The sequence below is a fragment of the Spiribacter sp. SSL99 genome (genome assembly GCF_009805925.1).
Lineage (GTDB): Bacteria > Pseudomonadota > Gammaproteobacteria > Nitrococcales > Nitrococcaceae > Spiribacter > Spiribacter roseus.
In genome coordinates, this window is the sequence record NZ_MAOM01000020.1 from 30032 (window position 1) to 46781 (window position 16750).

At 63.1% G+C, this 16750-nt stretch carries 18 protein-coding genes; 7 read left to right on the plus strand and 11 right to left on the minus strand.

Annotated elements, in window-relative coordinates; genetic code table 11:
- Positions 1-118: 118 nt before the first annotated feature.
- Entirely contained in the window at positions 119-1132 is a 1014-nt protein-coding gene (locus BA899_RS08420; protein ID WP_159300338.1) for a transposase, read from the plus strand.
- Here BA899_RS08420 and BA899_RS08425 read toward each other — a convergent pair.
- A complete protein-coding gene (locus tag BA899_RS08425; RefSeq protein ID WP_159300339.1) occupies positions 1113-2096 on the minus strand; it encodes a DnaJ C-terminal domain-containing protein in 984 nt (327 codons plus the stop codon). The genes BA899_RS08420 and BA899_RS08425 overlap by 20 nt on opposite strands.
- Before the next feature lie 173 nt (positions 2097-2269).
- Here BA899_RS08425 and rpmB point away from each other — a divergent pair, with 173 nt between their 5' ends.
- From rpmB to mutM, 3 genes are all read left to right on the plus strand, one after another.
- Positions 2270-2506 (plus strand): 50S ribosomal protein L28, encoded by a 237-nt coding sequence (gene rpmB / locus BA899_RS08430; RefSeq protein WP_110882317.1) that lies wholly within the window; start codon positions 2270-2272, stop codon positions 2504-2506.
- 7 nt (positions 2507-2513) lie between these two features.
- A complete protein-coding gene (gene rpmG / locus BA899_RS08435) occupies positions 2514-2669 on the plus strand; it encodes a 50S ribosomal protein L33 (RefSeq protein WP_110882318.1) in 156 nt (51 codons plus the stop codon).
- An 81-nt stretch (positions 2670-2750) separates the two neighbouring features.
- Entirely contained in the window at positions 2751-3569 is an 819-nt protein-coding gene (gene mutM, locus BA899_RS08440) for a bifunctional DNA-formamidopyrimidine glycosylase/DNA-(apurinic or apyrimidinic site) lyase (RefSeq protein ID WP_159300340.1), read from the plus strand.
- A gap of 42 nt (positions 3570-3611) precedes the next feature.
- Here the strand turns inward: mutM and BA899_RS08445 are convergent, their stop codons facing one another.
- From BA899_RS08445 to BA899_RS08475, 7 genes are all read right to left on the minus strand, one after another.
- On the minus strand, positions 3612-4391 hold the full coding sequence (locus BA899_RS08445) for a dienelactone hydrolase family protein (RefSeq protein WP_159300341.1): 780 nt from the start codon (positions 4389-4391) through the stop codon (positions 3612-3614).
- A 69-nt stretch (positions 4392-4460) separates the two neighbouring features.
- Positions 4461-5519: a tartrate dehydrogenase gene (locus tag BA899_RS08450; RefSeq protein ID WP_159300342.1), complete on the minus strand. Its 1059-nt coding sequence runs from the start codon at positions 5517-5519 to the stop codon at positions 4461-4463.
- 15 nt (positions 5520-5534) lie between these two features.
- Complete coding sequence (cydC, locus tag BA899_RS08455; protein ID WP_159300343.1) at positions 5535-7313, minus strand: thiol reductant ABC exporter subunit CydC; 1779 nt, start codon at positions 7311-7313, stop codon at positions 5535-5537.
- A complete protein-coding gene (cydD, locus tag BA899_RS08460; RefSeq protein ID WP_159300344.1) occupies positions 7306-9003 on the minus strand; it encodes a thiol reductant ABC exporter subunit CydD in 1698 nt (565 codons plus the stop codon). The genes cydC and cydD overlap by 8 nt, the downstream gene beginning before the upstream one ends.
- Positions 9004-9006: 3 nt before the next feature.
- A complete protein-coding gene (gene cydB, locus BA899_RS08465) occupies positions 9007-10005 on the minus strand; it encodes a cytochrome d ubiquinol oxidase subunit II (RefSeq protein WP_198515217.1) in 999 nt (332 codons plus the stop codon).
- Positions 10002-11423 (minus strand): cytochrome ubiquinol oxidase subunit I, encoded by a 1422-nt coding sequence (locus BA899_RS08470; protein WP_159300345.1) that lies wholly within the window; start codon positions 11421-11423, stop codon positions 10002-10004. The genes cydB and BA899_RS08470 overlap by 4 nt, the downstream gene beginning before the upstream one ends.
- Positions 11424-11473: 50 nt before the next feature.
- Positions 11474-12172, minus strand: a complete 699-nt coding sequence (locus tag BA899_RS08475; RefSeq protein WP_235013339.1) for a Crp/Fnr family transcriptional regulator — start codon at positions 12170-12172, stop codon at positions 11474-11476.
- Positions 12173-12272: 100 nt separating this feature from the next.
- On the opposite strand from BA899_RS08475, the gene BA899_RS08480 reads away from it, so the two are divergent.
- Genes BA899_RS08480 through BA899_RS08490 form a run of 3 tightly spaced genes read left to right on the plus strand, consistent with a single transcriptional unit; the run spans position 12273 to position 13917 of the window.
- Positions 12273-12467: a DUF2892 domain-containing protein gene (locus BA899_RS08480; protein ID WP_110882325.1), complete on the plus strand. Its 195-nt coding sequence runs from the start codon at positions 12273-12275 to the stop codon at positions 12465-12467.
- Between the two features lie 44 nt (positions 12468-12511).
- A complete protein-coding gene (locus BA899_RS08485; RefSeq protein WP_200833083.1) occupies positions 12512-12946 on the plus strand; it encodes a DsrE family protein in 435 nt (144 codons plus the stop codon).
- A 17-nt stretch (positions 12947-12963) separates the two neighbouring features.
- A complete protein-coding gene (locus BA899_RS08490) occupies positions 12964-13917 on the plus strand; it encodes a sulfurtransferase (RefSeq protein WP_235013340.1) in 954 nt (317 codons plus the stop codon).
- A gap of 76 nt (positions 13918-13993) precedes the next feature.
- Here BA899_RS08490 and BA899_RS08495 read toward each other — a convergent pair whose 3' ends face one another.
- From BA899_RS08495 to BA899_RS08505, 3 genes are all read right to left on the minus strand, one after another.
- Positions 13994-14587 carry a LysE/ArgO family amino acid transporter gene (locus BA899_RS08495; RefSeq protein ID WP_235013341.1) on the minus strand — a complete coding sequence of 198 codons (594 nt, stop codon included), beginning with the start codon at positions 14585-14587 and terminating at the stop codon, positions 13994-13996.
- A gap of 32 nt (positions 14588-14619) precedes the next feature.
- Positions 14620-15738, minus strand: coding sequence for a ferrochelatase (gene hemH, locus BA899_RS08500; protein WP_110882327.1), 1119 nt, complete (start codon positions 15736-15738; stop codon positions 14620-14622).
- Between the two features lie 137 nt (positions 15739-15875).
- Positions 15876-16559 carry a CsgG/HfaB family protein gene (locus BA899_RS08505; protein ID WP_159300346.1) on the minus strand — a complete coding sequence of 228 codons (684 nt, stop codon included), beginning with the start codon at positions 16557-16559 and terminating at the stop codon, positions 15876-15878.
- Between the last annotated feature and the right edge of the window lie 191 nt (positions 16560-16750).

Genomic DNA, 16750 nt, shown 5'->3' on the forward strand with positions numbered 1-16750 from the left:
TGCAGTCGTGGGCAGTCGCTGGTGACGGGGTCGAGGAAAGGACGCCAAGCACCACGGCCGGCGGCTGTTTCCACCTTTTCCATAACGCTTGCATAGACCGTCGAGGAGCAGACCAGGGATGGGGCAACCACGACGCAATCAGATTTCGCTTGAGGCAACGCCTTACTACCACCTCGTTTCCCGGTGCGTGCGCCGGCAGTTCCTCTGCGGGAAAGATTCCCTCACCGGCCAGGACTATTCGCATCGGCGCGAGTGGATCAAGGCACGGCTTGCCCATCTGGTTGACGTGTTCGCAATTGATCTTTGCGCCTATGCGGTGCTGTCCAACCACTATCACCTCGTGGTGCGCGTCAATGAGAGTGACGCCCGAGCTCTCAAACCCCGGGAGGTCATTCAGCGCTGGTTACGGATCTTCAGAGGACCGGCGTGGATGCACGAGTTTGTCAGCGCGGGTGAGTCCGCGACGCCTCATCCAGCGATGCGCCTGATGATCGAGGGATATCGCTCACGTCTGATGAGTATTTCGTGGTTCATGCGCTGCCTGAACGAGCCCATCGCTCGTCGCGCTAATCACGAGGATGGTGTTACAGGCCACTTCTGGCAGGGCCGCTACCGGTCTCAGGCGCTGGCGGATGAAGGGGCGCTGCTTGCCGCCATGACCTATGTCGACCTTAACCCGCTGCGTGCGGGGATGGTGGATCGCCCGGAAGCAGGGCGTGACTGTTCGGCCGTCCAACGATTCAAGCAGGCCGCCACGGGGACCGATAAGGCCTCCGGGCCAGTCATCATGCCTTTCTCCGGTACCGATCTCGGAATGGCTGCTGGTGACCTTCCCGGAGAAAAATTTGAGTATCTGGAGTTACTCGACTGGACCGGACGTCATATGACCAAACCAGGTGTCCCAGTGATTGCCGCGGAGATGCCGCCGATAGCGGAACGGCTTGGTCTCGCGGCTCGAGGTCTGGTGGAGTTCGTAACAGGTCAGACGCGCTACCGTCAGGCGGTGCTGGGGGATGCCGTCAGGCTACCAGGCCTGGCGCGGCAGCTCGGGCGCCGCTACGTCAGGGGGTATCGCAGCGCCGCCGGTCTTTTCCTTGAGACGAGCGATAACCTCAATGCGAGCCCAGGCTAGCGCGCGGGTCGAAGTCAAAGGCCTCCCTGAACGACTCAAAAGCCGCCTTCGCATCCTCCGTTTTGGCCGGCGGGTTGACGATCATGAGGCTGACATACTGATCACCGGGGGTTTTTCCGGGCATGCCCCGTCCCTTCAGCCGTAGCCGCTTCTGGCTCTGGCTTTCAGCAGGGATAGTCAGCTCAACTTTTCCGCCGAGCGTCGGTACCGCGACTGTGGCGCCCAACGCCGCCTCCCACGGTGCGACAGGAAGCACCAGATGGACATCTTTGCCATCGAGCTGGAAGTGTCGATGGGGCTTGATCAGGATCCTGATCAGAAGGTCCCCGTTCTCCCCGCCAAAAGGTGATGCTTCGCCCTGACCCTTCAGGCGTATCCTCTGCCCATCAGTGACGCCGGCCGGGATTTTGACTTTGAGTTCGCGGCGCTCGGATTGTGCCTGTCCCGCTGCTGTGAAGCTGACCGTCCTGGTGGCCCCGCTGTAGGCATCCTCAAGGTCGACTTCGAGCTCAGCGCTGACATCCCGTCCCTGCGCGCTCGTGCCTTGGTGCCTGTCCCGATCCGGCCCCCGCTGCTGACCGCGGAACTCGCCGAAGGGGTCATTGAAACCGCCCGCTGCGCCGCGGCCAAAGATACTTTCGAAAAAGTCGCTGAAATCACCAAAGTCACCGCCGCTGCTAAATCCTGAGGTTGTGTTGGATCCAGTGCGCTGGTTCCCCGGCGGTGGTGAGTAGTCCTGGCCTGCCTGCCAGTTCTCGCCGAGCTGGTCATAGAGCTTGCGCTTTTCCGGATCCTTCAGGACTTCGTATGCCTCGGATATGCGCTTGAACTGGGCTTCCGCGTCTGGCTCTTCGCTTACGTCCGGGTGGTATCGGCGCGCAAGCCGGCGGTATGCCTTCTTGATCTCGTCGGCCGACGCATCCCGGTTGACGCCGAGGGTTTTGTAGTAGTCCTGATACTCCATGCCTTTTTGCGCCTGTCCCAAACCTGGTATACCCATAGACCTTGTGTTTTCCCGGAGCAAATTCAAGGAGTAAGGCGTCCGCAGCATTGCAGCGTGACATCGATGCTGGTATAAAACACAGCTCAGTGAGCGCAGTTGCGCATCAGCTCGGTAACGGATTTCGGGAGGGCCAAATGGCCAAAGTCTGTCAGGTCACCGGCAAGCGCCCGATGACCGGAAACAACGTCTCACACGCCAACAACAAGACGCGCCGGCGCTTCCTGCCCAACCTGCGCTATCATCGGTTCTGGCTCGAGAGCGAGAGCCGTTGGGTAAGGCTGCGGATCTCCAGTAAGGGGATGCGGCTCATCGATAAACTCGGCATCGAGCAGGTTGTATCGGATCTGCGCAGCCGCGGCGAAAAGGTCTGAGGTAATCATGCGCGACAAGATCAAACTTGTATCGACCGCCGGCACGGGGCATTTCTACACTACCGACAAGAACCGTCGGAACACGCCCCATAAGCTTGAGTTCCGCAAGTACGACCCGGTGGTGCGCAAGCACGTGGTGTACAAGGAAGCCAAGATCAAATAAAAGTCTTGCAAGGCGCAGACTTCAAGGCCCGCTACAAGCGGGCTTTTTTATGCCCGATTGACCCTGAGCGGGGGCGAGCTGATGCCCGAACTACCTGAAGTCGAGACGACACGTCGGGGCCTTGAGCCACACTGTGTCGGGCGGGTCATAGAACGAGCAGTTGTCCGCGAGTCGAGGCTGCGCTGGCCGATTCCCGCCGAGTTGGCAACGGCGATCACCGGGGCTCGGATCTGGCAGCTGGACCGTCGTGGCAAATACCTGATCATGCGGCTCGACTCAGGTAGCGCTGTGATGCTGCACCTGGGGATGTCCGGCTACATCAGAGTGGTCCCGCCGCACACCCCGCCCCTCAAGCATGACCATGTCGACTTTCTCGTGGGGAGTGACTGCTGTCTGCGGTTTCATGATCCGAGGCGCTTTGGAAGCATCCACCTGACCGAAGAGCCCGCCGAGTCACACTCGCTGCTGCGCTCACTGGGGCCTGAGCCTTTTGATGCCCGGTTTGATGGCGCCTATCTTTATGCTCAGGCCGGTAACCGACGGCTGGCAGTCAAGGCATTCATCATGGACAGCCGCATCGTCGTCGGTGTCGGGAACATCTACGCGACCGAAGCCTTGTTTCGTGCGGGGATCCACCCGGCCCGTGCGGCAGGCCGGGTGTCCCGGAAGCGCTTCGAGGGCCTCGCTGCCACAATTCGGGCAGTGCTCGCCGAGGCGATCGAGGCAGGGGGCACGACCCTTCGCGACTTCAGCCGCAGCGACGGCCAGCCGGGCTATTTTCAGCAATCCCTGGACGCTTACGGACGAGGCGGACAGCCCTGCAGGCGCTGCGGACGGATGCTGCGCACAAGCCGCCTCGGCCAGCGCGCCACTGTGTACTGCCCTGGTTGTCAACGCTGAAAGCGGTTGGCGACGAAGATTTGTGGCCTGCCATCTGCGCTGTCAGTTATTCGCGTTAAGTGCCTGTCCCAAAAAATCCATCATCGCCGCCCAGGACTTGAGGTCGGCGCTGGCGTCGTATCGCTCGCTCGCATGCCAGTCGGTGAAGGCATGGCGTGCGCCGCCGTAAATCTCCATGTCATAGGCGGCACTGTCCTCATCCAGTCTTGCAGCCAGGTCAGCGACATCGCTCATGGGAGCGACCTGGTCATTGCTGCCGTGGAGGATCAGCAAGGGAGCCTGGACTTGCTCATAGGTCTGTCCATCGGGCGTTGCCAGACCGCCGTGGAAGGACACAAATCCCTCTAGATCAGCGCCGGAGCGCGCCCACTCGAGCGCCGCAGCACCTCCAAAGCAGTAACCGATCGCCACTGCAGTGTCGGCTCCGATCGCCGATTGATTATCGGCTGCATCAAGCCCTGACTCCATGAGTGCCCGCATGCGGTCGCGATCGGCGTAAAGGGCATTGGTCAGTTCGCGGCGTCGCTCAATGCTCTGCGGACGAACACCTGCGCCAAACAGGTCCACCGCAAACGCGGCGTAACCGGCCTGGGCGAGCATCTCGGCCCGCGCTTTCTCATAATCTCCAAGGCCGTCCCAGTCATGGATGATGATGACTGTCGGTTGCTCGCTGCCAAGGGCGCTGTTGTAAGCCGCATAGCCCTCGAACGCCTGCTCGCCATGACTGTAACGAACAGTCTCGGTCACGATTTCCGCTTGAGCGATTGCGGGTATCAGCACCATCACCGCTGCGGCAGTCACTGAATGAAGGATGTAACGCATGGTTTTGCTCCTTGGCTGAAAACGGGCTGATAACGTGCCTGTCCCAAACTTTTACCCAGTCCCAAACTTTCACCCAAGCTCGGCCAGCACGCGATCCGTAAACTCGACGGTGCCAGCGGTGCCTCCAAGGTCGCGGGTCATGACTTTGCCTTCGCCGGTGACAGCTTCCAGGGCGCTCATTAGGTCGGTCGCGGCGTCGTTTTCGTTGAGATGCTCGAGCATCATGACAACGGTCCAGATCATGGCGATCGGGTTTGCGATGTCCTGACCGGCGATGTCCGGCGCTGAACCATGCACGGGCTCGAACATCGATGGCACGCCGGGATCCGGGTTGATGTTCGCGGAGGGGGCGACACCGATCCCACCGGCCGTCGCCGGGCCCAGGTCCGAGAGGATATCCCCGAACAGGTTGGTGCCAACGATGACATCGAACCAGTCCGGATGCGTGACCAGATTGGCGGCCAGGATGTCGACGTGATACTGCTCGACATTGACCGCCGGGTAACGTGGCGCCATCGCTGCGACCTGCTCATCCCAGAAGGGCATACTGTGCTTGATGCCATTGGATTTGGTGGCGTAGGCAAGCGTCTGGCGCGCCCGCGAATCGGCAAGCCGGAAGGCATAATCGAGGATCCGCTCGCTACCCTTGCGGGTGATGACATTGGCCTGGATGGCCATGGCCTCAGGAAGCCCGTCATACATGCGCCCGCCGATGTCCGAGTACTCACCCTCGTTATTCTCGCGGACCACAAGGTAGTTGATGTCCTCGGGGCCGCGATCGCGCAGCGCCGAGGTGAGACCCCGGAGCAGTCGCACGGGACGCAGGTTGACGTACTGCCCGAACTCACGCCGGATAGGCAGGAGAAGCCCCCAGAGCGAGACATGATCGGGTACACCCGGATAGCCCACCGCGCCCAGCAGGATCGCGTCGTGAGGCCGAAGCTGCTCGATCCCATCCGCGGGCATCATCACCCCATGCCGCGCGTAGTACTCGCAGGAGTAGGGGAAGTCGGTGAATTCGAAGTTCAGCCCGGGACGGCGGGAGAGCGCCTCGAGACAGCGTAGCGCGCTTGGCATTACCTCGGCGCCAATCCCGTCGCCAGGAATCAGTGCGATGCGGTGGGTCATGGGGGCCTCTATTGTCTAGTTTTCTTCGGATAGCGCGCCCGCGCGCAGCAATAGCCGTCGATCGACACGGGGCAGAGATTCCGGTCCGTGACCGAGGACGATGGCGGTCCGCGCTGACAGCCAGTCGGAGAGTCTCGCTGAGACAGCCTCCGCGGTCTGCTCGTCCAGGCCGGTCAACGGCTCATCAAGGATGACGAGTTGAGGATTGCGCATGAAAAGGCGAGCCAGTGCAAGACGTCGTGCCTGTCCCGCTGATAGCTCCATGCCGGACTCGCCTACCCAGGTGTGTAAGCCCTGATCCGTTGATGCCACGAATCCATCCAGCTGAACACTTTGCAAGGCTGCCCACATCATCGACTCGTCGGCATGCTGGTTGGCGATGCGGAGGTTGCCCGCGAATGAGCCGCTGAAAAGGTCGGTCTGCTGGGTGAGGTAGGCGATATCCGGATATAGGGCGTCAAGATCAAATGTCTCGATCGAGGTTCCATCAATCTCGACCGTGCCGCTATCTACCTTAAGCTGACCGGCAATCATGGCGGCGATGCTGGATTTTCCGCAGCCGGATACGCCAATAATCCCGATGGTCTCCGCGGGCGATACATCCAGGTGGAGATTATCGAGGACGCGGGCACCCGCCCCGCGCACGAGCGACACGGCGTTGATGCTCACAGGCGGCGCGTGGCTGAGGCCCTCGGTGCGCGGGTGTGCTCCAGCCGGTTGAACCGTGGTTTTGGAGCTGGCGTCTGACGTCTGTTTTGTGCCTGTCCCGTTGTTCCCGTTGTTCGTCGAGAGGCCGTCGATTGTGCCTGTCCCATTACTCACATTACTCACCCCATTACTCAGCCGTTGCGCGGAGGCGCGGGCGCGGGCGAGCTGGAGGCCGGCGGCGGGGAGGACGCCGAGCGGTTCGAGCAGCGCCAGTACGGCGAGGGGCATCATGACGGCAAAGGGGCCGCTGGTCTGACCGGTCTGGAAAAGATGCAGGGCGATGAGTAGCACCAGCACGGCGGTTAGATGGATGCCGCTGTTGAGGATCGATTCGCCGTAGGCCATGCGTTTGGCAATCCGTTCATCGCGCCGGCGGGCCTGGTCGTCGGCTTGCATCACGGCCTGGCGATGATGCTCCAGGCTGCCGAAGGCGGTCAGCTCCGAGAGTCCCGTGACGTGATCCATGGCACTTGCACGAAGCGCGGCGGATGATGCCGCCAGATCCCGGGTGAGCTGCTGGCCGGTGTGCCAGGCCATCCAGAGGGCCCCGCCGGCCATCGTCGTGAGAACCACAATCACGAGCCCGCCGAGCCAGGGCGCGCCGATTGCAAGCAGAGCACCGACGAGCAGAATCGCAAGCAGAGCCACAACCGGCGGCGAAAGGCCGCGCAGGTACAGTCCGTCGAGGCGATCAATATCCGTGGTCAGGCGGTTGAGCAGTTCGCCGCTTCGCAGGCGCGCCATTTCCGCCGGATTGAGACGACTCAGCTGGGTGAAAACACGCCCACGCAGGTCACGCAAAAGCTGGAGTACCGTGTCGTGGTTGAAGATTCGCTCAAAATAGCGTGCGACGGTTCTGGAAACCGCGAAAGTCCGGATGCCGCCCCCGGGGATATAGATTTCGAGCGTGGCCGCGACACCGGCCGCAATCAGTGCCCCGGTAATAGCGGTCGCCGTGATGAACCAGCCGGACAGGGCCAGCAGCCCAATCCCTGACGCACTTGTCACGAACATCAGGACCGCGCCAAGGATCAGCCGGCCCCTGTAGTGTTTCAGCATCCGCAGATAAGGCTTTAGCTCATCCATTGCGAATCATCTCGAGCTGCTGAGCGTTGATGCGGTAGCGCTGGTCAGCGACTCCCCGCAGCGCTGCGTCATGACTGCTGATCACGACCACACGGCCCTCGGCCGCGAGCGTGTTGATGGCCTTCAGCACGTAGCTTTCCGTTGTCGCGTCCAGCGCGTTGGTCGGTTCGTCGAGCAATATCATCGGTGCCGGTGAGACCAGGGCGCGGGCTAGCGCAACACGTTGTGCCTGTCCCCCTGATAGCGAGAGGCCTCGTTCGCCAACAATCGTATCCAACCCCTGGTCGAGGCGGTCGGTGAATTCCATGACTCCGGCCTGATGGGCGGCATCGAGGATGGCTGAGTCATCGGCGGCGGGGTCACCAAAACGGATATTGGCTCGGATACTCGTGTTGGCCAGGAAGGGCGGCGAACCCAGCCAGCCGATCCGCGAGTCCGAAAACCGCCGCTCGATTGTGCCCTCAGCCACTGGCAGGAGGCCGGCGATGGCGAGCAGCAGCGAGGTCTTGCCCGTACCGGAGGGGCCTTCGATCAGGACCCGCGCACCGGCGTCCGCGCGAAAGGAATCGACCCGCAGAATGGTCCCACGCCCCACCCGATCCAGGCGCAGATCGGTCATCTGCAACGTGCCTGTCCCAAACTTTTCCTCCCCGAACTTTGCGCCCTCCCGCAACGTGCCTGTCCCAAACTTTTCCGTCCCAAACTTTTCCTCCCCCACCGGCCGGGATTCGAGCTCGTTGAGGAGCTCGGCGGCGCCGAGGGCGGTGGCGCGGTCGTGGTAGTGCTGCGCGAGCGTTCGTAGGGGCTGGAAGAATTCCGGGGCGAGCAAGAGGATGAACAGGCCACTGAAAAGCGTGAGCTGCGTGGACGGGCCGTATTCGATGTAGCCGAGCAGTCCAAAGCCGATGTAAATCGCGACGACGGCGATGGCCACCGAGGCGAAGAACTCGAGCACCGCCGAGGAGAGGAAGGCGACGCGCAGCACGCGCATGCTCCGCTGCCGGTACTCATCCGATCCCGAGACAATGCCGGCGGCGGCGTCCTCGGTGCGGCCGAACAACCGCAGCGTCGTCAGTCCCCGCACCCGGTCGAGAAACTGACCGGATAGACGGCCGAGCGCCAGGAACTGGTCACGGTTGAGACGCTCGGCGCCCATGCCGACCAGTGCCATGAAAAGCGGGATCAGCGGCGCCGACAGCAGCAGAAAACTGGCGGCGATCCAGTCCTGGGTGTACGCCGCCGCCACAATGGCCGCGGGAACGATCACCGCAATGGTCATCTGCGGAACATAGCGGGCGAAGTAGCCCTCCAGGGCGTCCACCTGATCAGTCAGCTGGCTGCTGAGCTCTCCGCTGCTGATGTCCGCCAGCCCGGCGGGACCCAGGGATTCCACATGGTGGATGAGGCGGCGACGGACCACTGCCCGCACCCGGGCGGCCGCCGAGATACCGGCCCCGGCCCGGAGTGAGGCAAACAACGGTCGCAGACCGACAACGCCAATCAGGATCAGGCCGGCAGGCAGGAAATCGCCGAGGGGGCGCTCGTGAATGACCACCTGTTGGACCAGCCACGCGATCAGTCCGGCCTGCGCGATGATCAGTCCGCCCTCGGCGATCCCGTGTACCGCGGCCAACCGGAGTGGCCCGGACACCTCGCGGCGTTGCCGGGCCAGCCATTCCCTGGGTGTCATTCGCTAGTGGTAGCCCTCACCGGCGCGCACCTTGCCGCGGAACACCCAGTAGGTCCAGGCGGTGTAGGCGAGCACGACCGGAATGACAAACAGCACGCCCACCAGCAGGAATGCCTGCGACTCGGGTGCCGAGGCCGCGTCATAGAGGGTGTAGTCCGGCGGCACCACATAGGGCCACTTACTCGCGAGCAGACCCAGATAGGTGAATACGAACAGCCCCATGGTGGCGACGAACGGGATGCCCTCGTCGCGTCGCCGAATCGCCCGCATCACCAGATAGGCACAGCCCAGCGCACCCGCGGGTAGCAGCCAGATGAGCGACAGCGTGTCCATCCAGCGCTGGCGTACGAATTCGTCGACCAGTGGCGTCCAGAAGCTGATGATCAGGAAGATGCCCAGCACGCCGGCAAGCAGCTTGGGGGCGATGCGATACGCCCACTCCTGAACCGGGCCTTCGGTTTTCATGATGATCCATGTGCTGCCGAGCAGCGCATAACCGATCAGCAGTCCGACGCCGGTCAGCAGCGTGAACGGCGTCAGCCAGTCGAAGGCCCCGCCGGTGTAGACCATGTTCTCGGTCTGGTAACCCTGGATGTAGGACCCGACGACGATGCCCTGCGCCAGTGCGGCGACGGCAGACCCACCCGCAAAGGCGACACTCCAGAAGTGCTTGCGCTCACGACTGGCCTTGAACCGGAATTCGAACGCCACCCCGCGGAAAATCAAACCGGCAAGCAGCAGGAACACCCCCAGGTACAGGGCCGGGAGCAGCACCGAGTAGACCAGCGGGAAGGCACCCAGCAGACCGGCGCCACCCAGCACCAGCCAGGTCTCGTTGCCGTCCCAGAATGGTGCAACGGTGTTCATCATAATGTCGCGGGATTCCTCGTCCGGGGCGAGGGGGTAGAGGATCCCCACGCCCAGGTCGAAACCGTCCATGAGCACATACATGATCACGCCAAAGGCGATGATCGCCGCCCAGATCATGGTGAAGTCGATCATGTCCAGTCTCCCTTCAGCGGCGCAGCGGGCGCGGCGTCGCCGATGGGGCCGCCACCGGAGAGCGGACGCTTGGGATGGGCGCCGGCCTCGTCGCTACCCGGCTCGGAGCCATCCATTCCGCCTTTCACCACCTGCCAGAGGTAGTATCCGCCCGCCGCGTAGACGACCGCGTAGACGGCCATGTACCCGATCAGGCTCACCACGGCCATCCAGCCACTGAGTGACGGCGTGACGCCCTCGGCAAAGCTCAACATGCCATACACCAGCCACGGCGCGCGGCCTGACTCGGTGGTCACCCAGCCGGCCACCACGGCAATGAAGGGCGCGGCGATCATGAACGGCAGGGTGCGATGGAACAGACCCGGCTCGTAGAGCTGACGCCGCATGCGCAGCACCAGTCCCCAGAGACCGAAGGCGATCATCAGAAAGCCGATGCCCACCATGGCGCGGAACGACCAGAACACGATCGATACCGGTGGCTGCTCCGCCGGTGACGCCTCGTTGATGCCCGGCACAACGCCATCGGCATGATGGGTCAGGATGATGCTGGCAAGGCTGGGGATGCCCACCTCGAACAGGTTGCCCTGCGCTTCCTTACTGGGCAGCGCAAAGAGCAGCAGCGGCACATTCGACTGGGTCTCCCAGTTGCCCTCCATGGCCGCCAGCTTGGTCGGCTGATACTCGAGCGTATTCAGCCCATGGAAGTCGCCGATGACGGCCTGGGCCGGCGCCAGGAACAGGATCATCCACAGACACATGGACAGGGCCTTTTTGTTGGCCTCGACCCTGTGACCCTTGAGCAGATACCAGGCGCTGACACCCGCCACCACGAAGCTGCCGGTGAGGAAGCTGGCAACGGCCATGTGCGTGAACCGATACGGGAACGACGGGTTGAAGATCGCTTCCGTCCAGCTCGTCACGTGGAGGATACCGTCCCGGAACTCGGCGCCCGCCGGTGTGTGCATCCAGCTATTGGCGACCAGGATCCAGAACGCCGACACGAAGGTACCTAGCGCCACCATGCAGGCGGCGAACAGATGCGTGCCCCGCGGCACTTTGTCGCGACCGAACAGCAGCACACCGAGGAAGGCGGCTTCGAGGAAGAACGCGGTGACCACCTCGTAGCTGAGAATCGGCCCGAGGAAGTTGGCTGATGCCTGCGCGAAGTTGCTCCAGTTGGTCCCGAACTGGAACGACATCACGATCCCGGAGACCACGCCCATGCCAAACGCCACGGCGAAGACCTTGGTCCAGAACCGCGAGAGCTGCGCCCAGAGCGGGTTGCCGGTCTTGAAATGCAGTCCCTCGAGTAGGGCGATGTAGGACGCCAGTCCGATGGTGAACACCGGGAAGATGGCGTGGAACGACACCACGAAGGCGAACTGCAGTCGCGATATCAGTACGGGATCAAATTCCATGACGCTTGCCTCTGGCTTGCCAACTTAAAACGCGGCCCTCCGCGTCTTATTCATGCGGTCCTGTCCTTCGCGGTCTCACCGCGGACCCGATCAAGCGCGTCGCGATCGCTGATCGTGATGCAACCGCGCTCGAGCCGAACGAGACCGCGACGTTCGAACTCCTTGAGCAGCCGGCTGACGACTTCCCGAGCCGTCCCCAATTCTACCGCAAGATCCTGATGGGTGACGGCCAGTTGCCCCTGAAATTGACGTTCGACAAGTTTTTCGGCGAGCCGCTCATCGAGACGCCGGAAAGCCACTTCCTCGATCACCAGCATGAGCGACTGCAGACGTTGGCCATAACTCTCGAGTATCGCCTGGCGGAAGCACACGGCTTGGTCCATCAGCTCGGTCGTCAATGCCGGCGACAGGACCAGCACCTCGCTGTCCTTCTCCACAATCGCTTCCGACTGGTGGCTGTTCCGGGAAAGGAGACAGCCTAGCGACAGGGGACACATTTCACCCCCTTGGATGCGATAGAGCACGATTTCGTTCCCCGATGCGCCGATCATCTGCACCCGGATTTCACCCTCGATGACCAGTGGCAGCCCCTGGCATTCGTCGCCCGGGGCGAAGACCGGCGTGCCGGCGGGCATCGTCATGCGTCTGCCGCCCTCGAGCACCCGCCTGCAGGTGGTTTCATCCAGCGCATCGAACAGCCGATTGTCGGCGATTGCGGTCTCGTCGAAATCTTTCACTGTGCTGCCCACCCGTGGTGTGTGACTTGATCACTGATTGCAGGCCGCCATCACGCGCCTACTGTCCGGGTCATTAAACCTGATGCAGTCGAATACTGTAAGGATACCCGCAATGCTGAAACAGAACATCGGAACAGTCGACCGCGCCCTGCGCGCCATCGTCGGGCTGGCGCTGATCGCGCTGGCGGTTTTCAACTCAGGCATGGCTTGGGGCTGGATCGGCCTGGTCCCGCTCGCGACGGCCGTGTTCAGCACCTGCCCGGCCTACAGCCTGCTGGGCCTCAATACCTGCGCCCGCAAGGCGTGAATCGTTCCCCTTTCACTGACCAGAACCCGATCAGGAGCCCTTCCATGAATACTTTTCGACAACTCCTCGCCGGCTTCGTGCTGACGGTTTTTTCCGCCTCGGCGCTCGCCCAGAGTGGGCCGGACATGCTGTCCATCCTCACCAGTGACGAGGATGAGACACAGGCCATGGCCCTCATCCTGACCATGCAGGCGCAGAAAAACGGCGCTGTTCCTCAGGTCCTTCTCTGCGACGACGCGGGCGATCTGGCCGTGAGCTCGGAGGTGGATGAGTCGGAGACCCTGCGCGGCCCCGACGCCAGCCCGGCGCAGATGATCCAGCGGCTGGTGAATAACGGCGTCCAGGTTGATGTCTGCGCGATCTATCTGCCCAACCGCGAGTACACCGAGGCCGATCTGATCGATGGCGTGGGCGTTGCTCAGCCGCCGGCGATCGGTGCCTTGGTGGCGGATCCCTCGGTTCGCGAATTCACGTTTTAACGATTGAAGAGGTGACGATGATGACGATCCGTCAATCATTCCATGCAACGGCCCTTGGCGTCGCCGTTGCCCTGCCCGGTGCCGCGATGGCGCAGGACGCGGCGTCGGTCGACCTGCCCGGGCCGGTGGTCGGCGCCGACTGGGCACTGGCTCATCAGGACGAGGTTACGCTGATCAACGTATCGCGGCGTCCGTCCAACTACGACGCCACCGGTTTTGTGGACGGTGCGCCATTCGTCGGAATGTCGGAGTTCCTCTCGGAGCGACCGGGGATGAAGGACACCATCCGCTATCTGGCGCCCTCCGCTGAAGCGTTCGAAACGGTCATGCAGGGCCTGGGTGTGGACAATGACGACACCATTGTCATCGCTCCGGCCGGCGATACCGTGTATGGCGATGCCACCGTGGCCTCGCGCTTCTACTGGCAGCTGAAATATTTCGGTCACGACAACGTCGCGATCCTTGACGGTGGTGCCGCCGCCTGGGATGCCGCCGGCGGCGAAGTCGCCGAGTCGCCGGGATCGGCTGCCAACGGCAATTACACCGCCGGAGCCCCGCGCGAGGATCTGCTGGCGACGACCCAGGACGTCACGGCCGTGATCGATGGCGACTCGCCAGCTCAGCTGGTCGATAACCGTCCACTGGTGCAGTTCACCGGTCAGATGAGCAAGGACTACGTGGACGGTAGCGGTCATCTGCCCGGGGCGCGGCCGCTTCCGTTCACCCAGTTCGTGGCGCCACGCGACGGCATCGTCTACTGGCGCTCGCCGAAGGCTGCCCGGGAAATCGTCGCCTCAATGCTGCCGGGGACCGACGGGCCGATCATCAACTACTGCAACTCGGGGCATGTCTCGTCGCTGGCATGGTTCGGCGTCTCGGAGATCGCGGACCGCCCCGATGTGGCGCTCTATGATGGCTCACTCCACGAGTGGACCCTCGACGGCAACCGCTCGCTGGTCATCGGCGAGTAAGCACTGATTTCGGGACGGGCTTCGTGCCTGTCCCGAAGTTTTCCACCCCACCAACTTCGTGCCTGTCCCAAACCGCCTACCCCCGCAACACCAGGTGTGCCGCGATCAACCACATCACCACGCCGATGGAGGCCTCCATCAGTCGCCAGGCGATGGGGCGAGCGAATAGCGGCTGCAGGCGGCGCGCGCCGTAGCCGAGTGCGAAAAAGAACAGGAACGAGCCGGAGACCGCACCGCTGGCGAACGCCCATCGGCCGTCTTCGTACTGTGACGCCACCGTGCCGAGCATGACCACGGTATCCAGATAGACGTGGGGGTTGAGCCAGGTGATGGCCAGACAGGCAAGCAGGGTGCTCGCAAGCGTCGATGCGTTGCCGCGCCCGGCAACCGCGCCGGCTTCAGGCTGCAGGCCACCCGTCGAGCGCAGCGCCGCCAGCAGGCTTCGGGCGCCGTAGACTGTCAGGAAGAGCGCGCCGGCCGCCCGCATCGCCGGCTCCAGCCAGGGCAGCCAGGCTGTGATCTGGCCAAAACTGGTGACGCCGGCGGTGATCAGGATGGCGTCGGAGGCGGCACAGGTCAGGCATACCGCAAACACGTGCCGGCCGAGCAGGCCCTGCCTCAGGACGAACGCGTTCTGCGCCCCGATCGCGACGATGAGCCCGAGGCCCACCGCCAGACCGGTGGCAAAGACCGTGATCAGCGCTATTCATCCATCCACTGACTGCTGCCCATGGCCCGCGCCCGCTCCAGGGTCTTCTGCGGATCCCGACGGCTGCGCTTGATCGCCGGATCAGCCTCGGGCCAACCCTGAATGTGGTCCACCACCAGATCGGTCAGCATGTCGAGGTGGTCATCGCGTGCGTTGAGTGCACGGATGTAGCGCAGGTGCTCGCCGCCATTGTCCTCGAAGATCTCCGCGTTCTCGCCCTCGATCTCCTCGAGTGTCTCGAGGCAGTCGGCGGAGAACCCGGGGCAGATCACATCGAGCGTTTTCATGCCTGACTCCGCCAGCGACTTCACTGTCGCGTCGGTGTAGGGCTGCAGCCAGACCTCACGACCGAACAGTGACTGGAAGGTCACCTGCCACTCGTCATCCGCCAGACCGAGCTGTTCCGCGACCAGGCGCGCCGTCTTCTGACACTGGCAGTGATAGTTGTCGCCATTGAGCAGATAACGTCGCGGCATGCCGTGGAACGAGAACAGCATCTTCTCGGGCTTGCCGTTGGTTTCGCGATGCTCGCGGATGGTGTTCACCAGCGCCTGGATATAGGCCGGATCATCGTGATACTGGCCGATCAGCCGCAGCTCGGGGATCCGCCGCCACTTCTTGAGCTCGTCAAACACGGCATCGTAGGTCGAGCCGACCGTCGTGGCCGAGTAATGCGGGTAGAGCGGCAGCACCAGGATGCGCTCCGCACCCTCGTCGCGCAGGGCCTGCAGGCCTTCACGGATCGAGGGGTTGCCATAGCGCATGGCGAGCTTTACCGACACCGGACCATCCAGGCGCTCCTGCAGCCGCTCGTCGATGCCGGCGACCTGATCCTTGCCAATGGTCAGCAGCGGCGAGCCACCCTCTTCCCAGACTTCTGCGTAGGCGGCCGCGGATTTTTTCGGACGCGTGCGCAGGATGACCCCATGCAACAGCAGCCACCAGAGCACCCGGTTGATCTCCACCACCCGCGGATCGCCCAGGAACTCGGCCAGATACCGGCGCAGCGCCGGGGTGGTGGGCGCATCCGGTGTGCCCAGATTGGTGACCAGAATCCCCAGACGCGGGACATCATCGTGGCGGGCGTTGGGTTTGGAGCTGTACATCGGCATGTCAATCGACCCTGCATTGAAGCTGAAACATCAATAATAGGCCGGATCACGCGCGGGGGAAAATGCAGCGCTCCGGCCCAATCGATAGGCGCGGTCTATTCACGCGGCTCCAGCCGCCGCCGGCAGTTCATCACTCATCAGGATCCTCCCTGGCCCCGCTCGGGCAGGCTCTGTGTCAACTGATCAACGAGCACGGCGGTCTGCTCCTGACGCTGCTTTGACAGGGCGTCACCGGCGATGCCGCCGCCAACGGCGCCGCCGACACCGCCAATGATGGCGCCGGTGCCGCTGTCATCACCCACCTCGGCGCCAATGATGCCGCCGCCGATGGCGCCCAGAATCTGGCCGGCACGGCGCGTCATACCGGCACCGCTGCGAGCGCTGCCGGAGGCCGACCACAGGATCGTGCCGTTCTGCACATCGACCATCTGGGCGCTCATGCTCATGTCGTCGCCGAACTCGGGCACATTGACCAGCACCACGCTGTCAACGTTGAGGATCTCACCGGCGCGCGCGGCCCCGGACGCGCTGGTCACGGCCGAGCGGGAGAAGTCCTGTTCGCTGAGCACTTCCTTGATCTGACTGCGCTCGATGGGGCTGTAGCCGCGGCCCAGCAGGGCCTGATTGAACATGCTGGCCACCTGGTCGCGGGCCGCCTGGCCGCCGATCCCATCCACTGAGACGACCGCCGTGCGCTCGAGGCCGGAGAAGTCGTAGCTGCGGTTGTATTCGCCACTCCCGCTGACCGAGGCGCAGCCAGCCACCAGCGCGGCAAGAGTGATGAGCAACCCGAGGGTCGAAAAACGCCGTGATATCAACATGAGCCTGCTCCGCCATTGCTTGTGGATCGTCAGACCCTCAATGCGGCCTGATCATTCAACGCGATCATTGTACCGCAGTGGTGCGGCGTCCGGCGTCGCAGCGCTCAGGCGCGCCGCTCGGGCCACTGCCGCTTCGCTGAATATTGATACATTAGTCACCCCTCCGCCAGAACAGCCCGATATGCCCGCGT

Coding starts and splice junctions, on each gene's coding strand:
- BA899_RS08420 (WP_159300338.1), top strand. CDS start 119: ATGGGGCAACCACGACGCAATCAGATTTCGCTTGAGGCAACGCCTTAC.
- BA899_RS08425 (WP_159300339.1), bottom strand. CDS start 2,096: ATGGAGTATCAGGACTACTACAAAACCCTCGGCGTCAACCGGGATGCG.
- rpmB (WP_110882317.1), top strand. CDS start 2,270: ATGGCCAAAGTCTGTCAGGTCACCGGCAAGCGCCCGATGACCGGAAAC.
- rpmG (WP_110882318.1), top strand. CDS start 2,514: ATGCGCGACAAGATCAAACTTGTATCGACCGCCGGCACGGGGCATTTC.
- mutM (WP_159300340.1), top strand. CDS start 2,751: ATGCCCGAACTACCTGAAGTCGAGACGACACGTCGGGGCCTTGAGCCA.
- BA899_RS08445 (WP_159300341.1), bottom strand. CDS start 4,391: ATGCGTTACATCCTTCATTCAGTGACTGCCGCAGCGGTGATGGTGCTG.
- BA899_RS08450 (WP_159300342.1), bottom strand. CDS start 5,519: ATGACCCACCGCATCGCACTGATTCCTGGCGACGGGATTGGCGCCGAG.
- cydC (WP_159300343.1), bottom strand. CDS start 7,313: ATGGATGAGCTAAAGCCTTATCTGCGGATGCTGAAACACTACAGGGGC.
- cydD (WP_159300344.1), bottom strand. CDS start 9,003: ATGACACCCAGGGAATGGCTGGCCCGGCAACGCCGCGAGGTGTCCGGG.
- cydB (WP_198515217.1), bottom strand. CDS start 10,005: ATGATCGACTTCACCATGATCTGGGCGGCGATCATCGCCTTTGGCGTG.
- BA899_RS08470 (WP_159300345.1), bottom strand. CDS start 11,423: ATGGAATTTGATCCCGTACTGATATCGCGACTGCAGTTCGCCTTCGTG.
- BA899_RS08480 (WP_110882325.1), top strand. CDS start 12,273: ATGCTGAAACAGAACATCGGAACAGTCGACCGCGCCCTGCGCGCCATC.
- BA899_RS08485 (WP_200833083.1), top strand. CDS start 12,512: ATGAATACTTTTCGACAACTCCTCGCCGGCTTCGTGCTGACGGTTTTT.
- BA899_RS08490 (WP_235013340.1), top strand. CDS start 12,964: ATGATGACGATCCGTCAATCATTCCATGCAACGGCCCTTGGCGTCGCC.
- hemH (WP_110882327.1), bottom strand. CDS start 15,738: ATGCCGATGTACAGCTCCAAACCCAACGCCCGCCACGATGATGTCCCG.
- BA899_RS08505 (WP_159300346.1), bottom strand. CDS start 16,559: ATGTTGATATCACGGCGTTTTTCGACCCTCGGGTTGCTCATCACTCTT.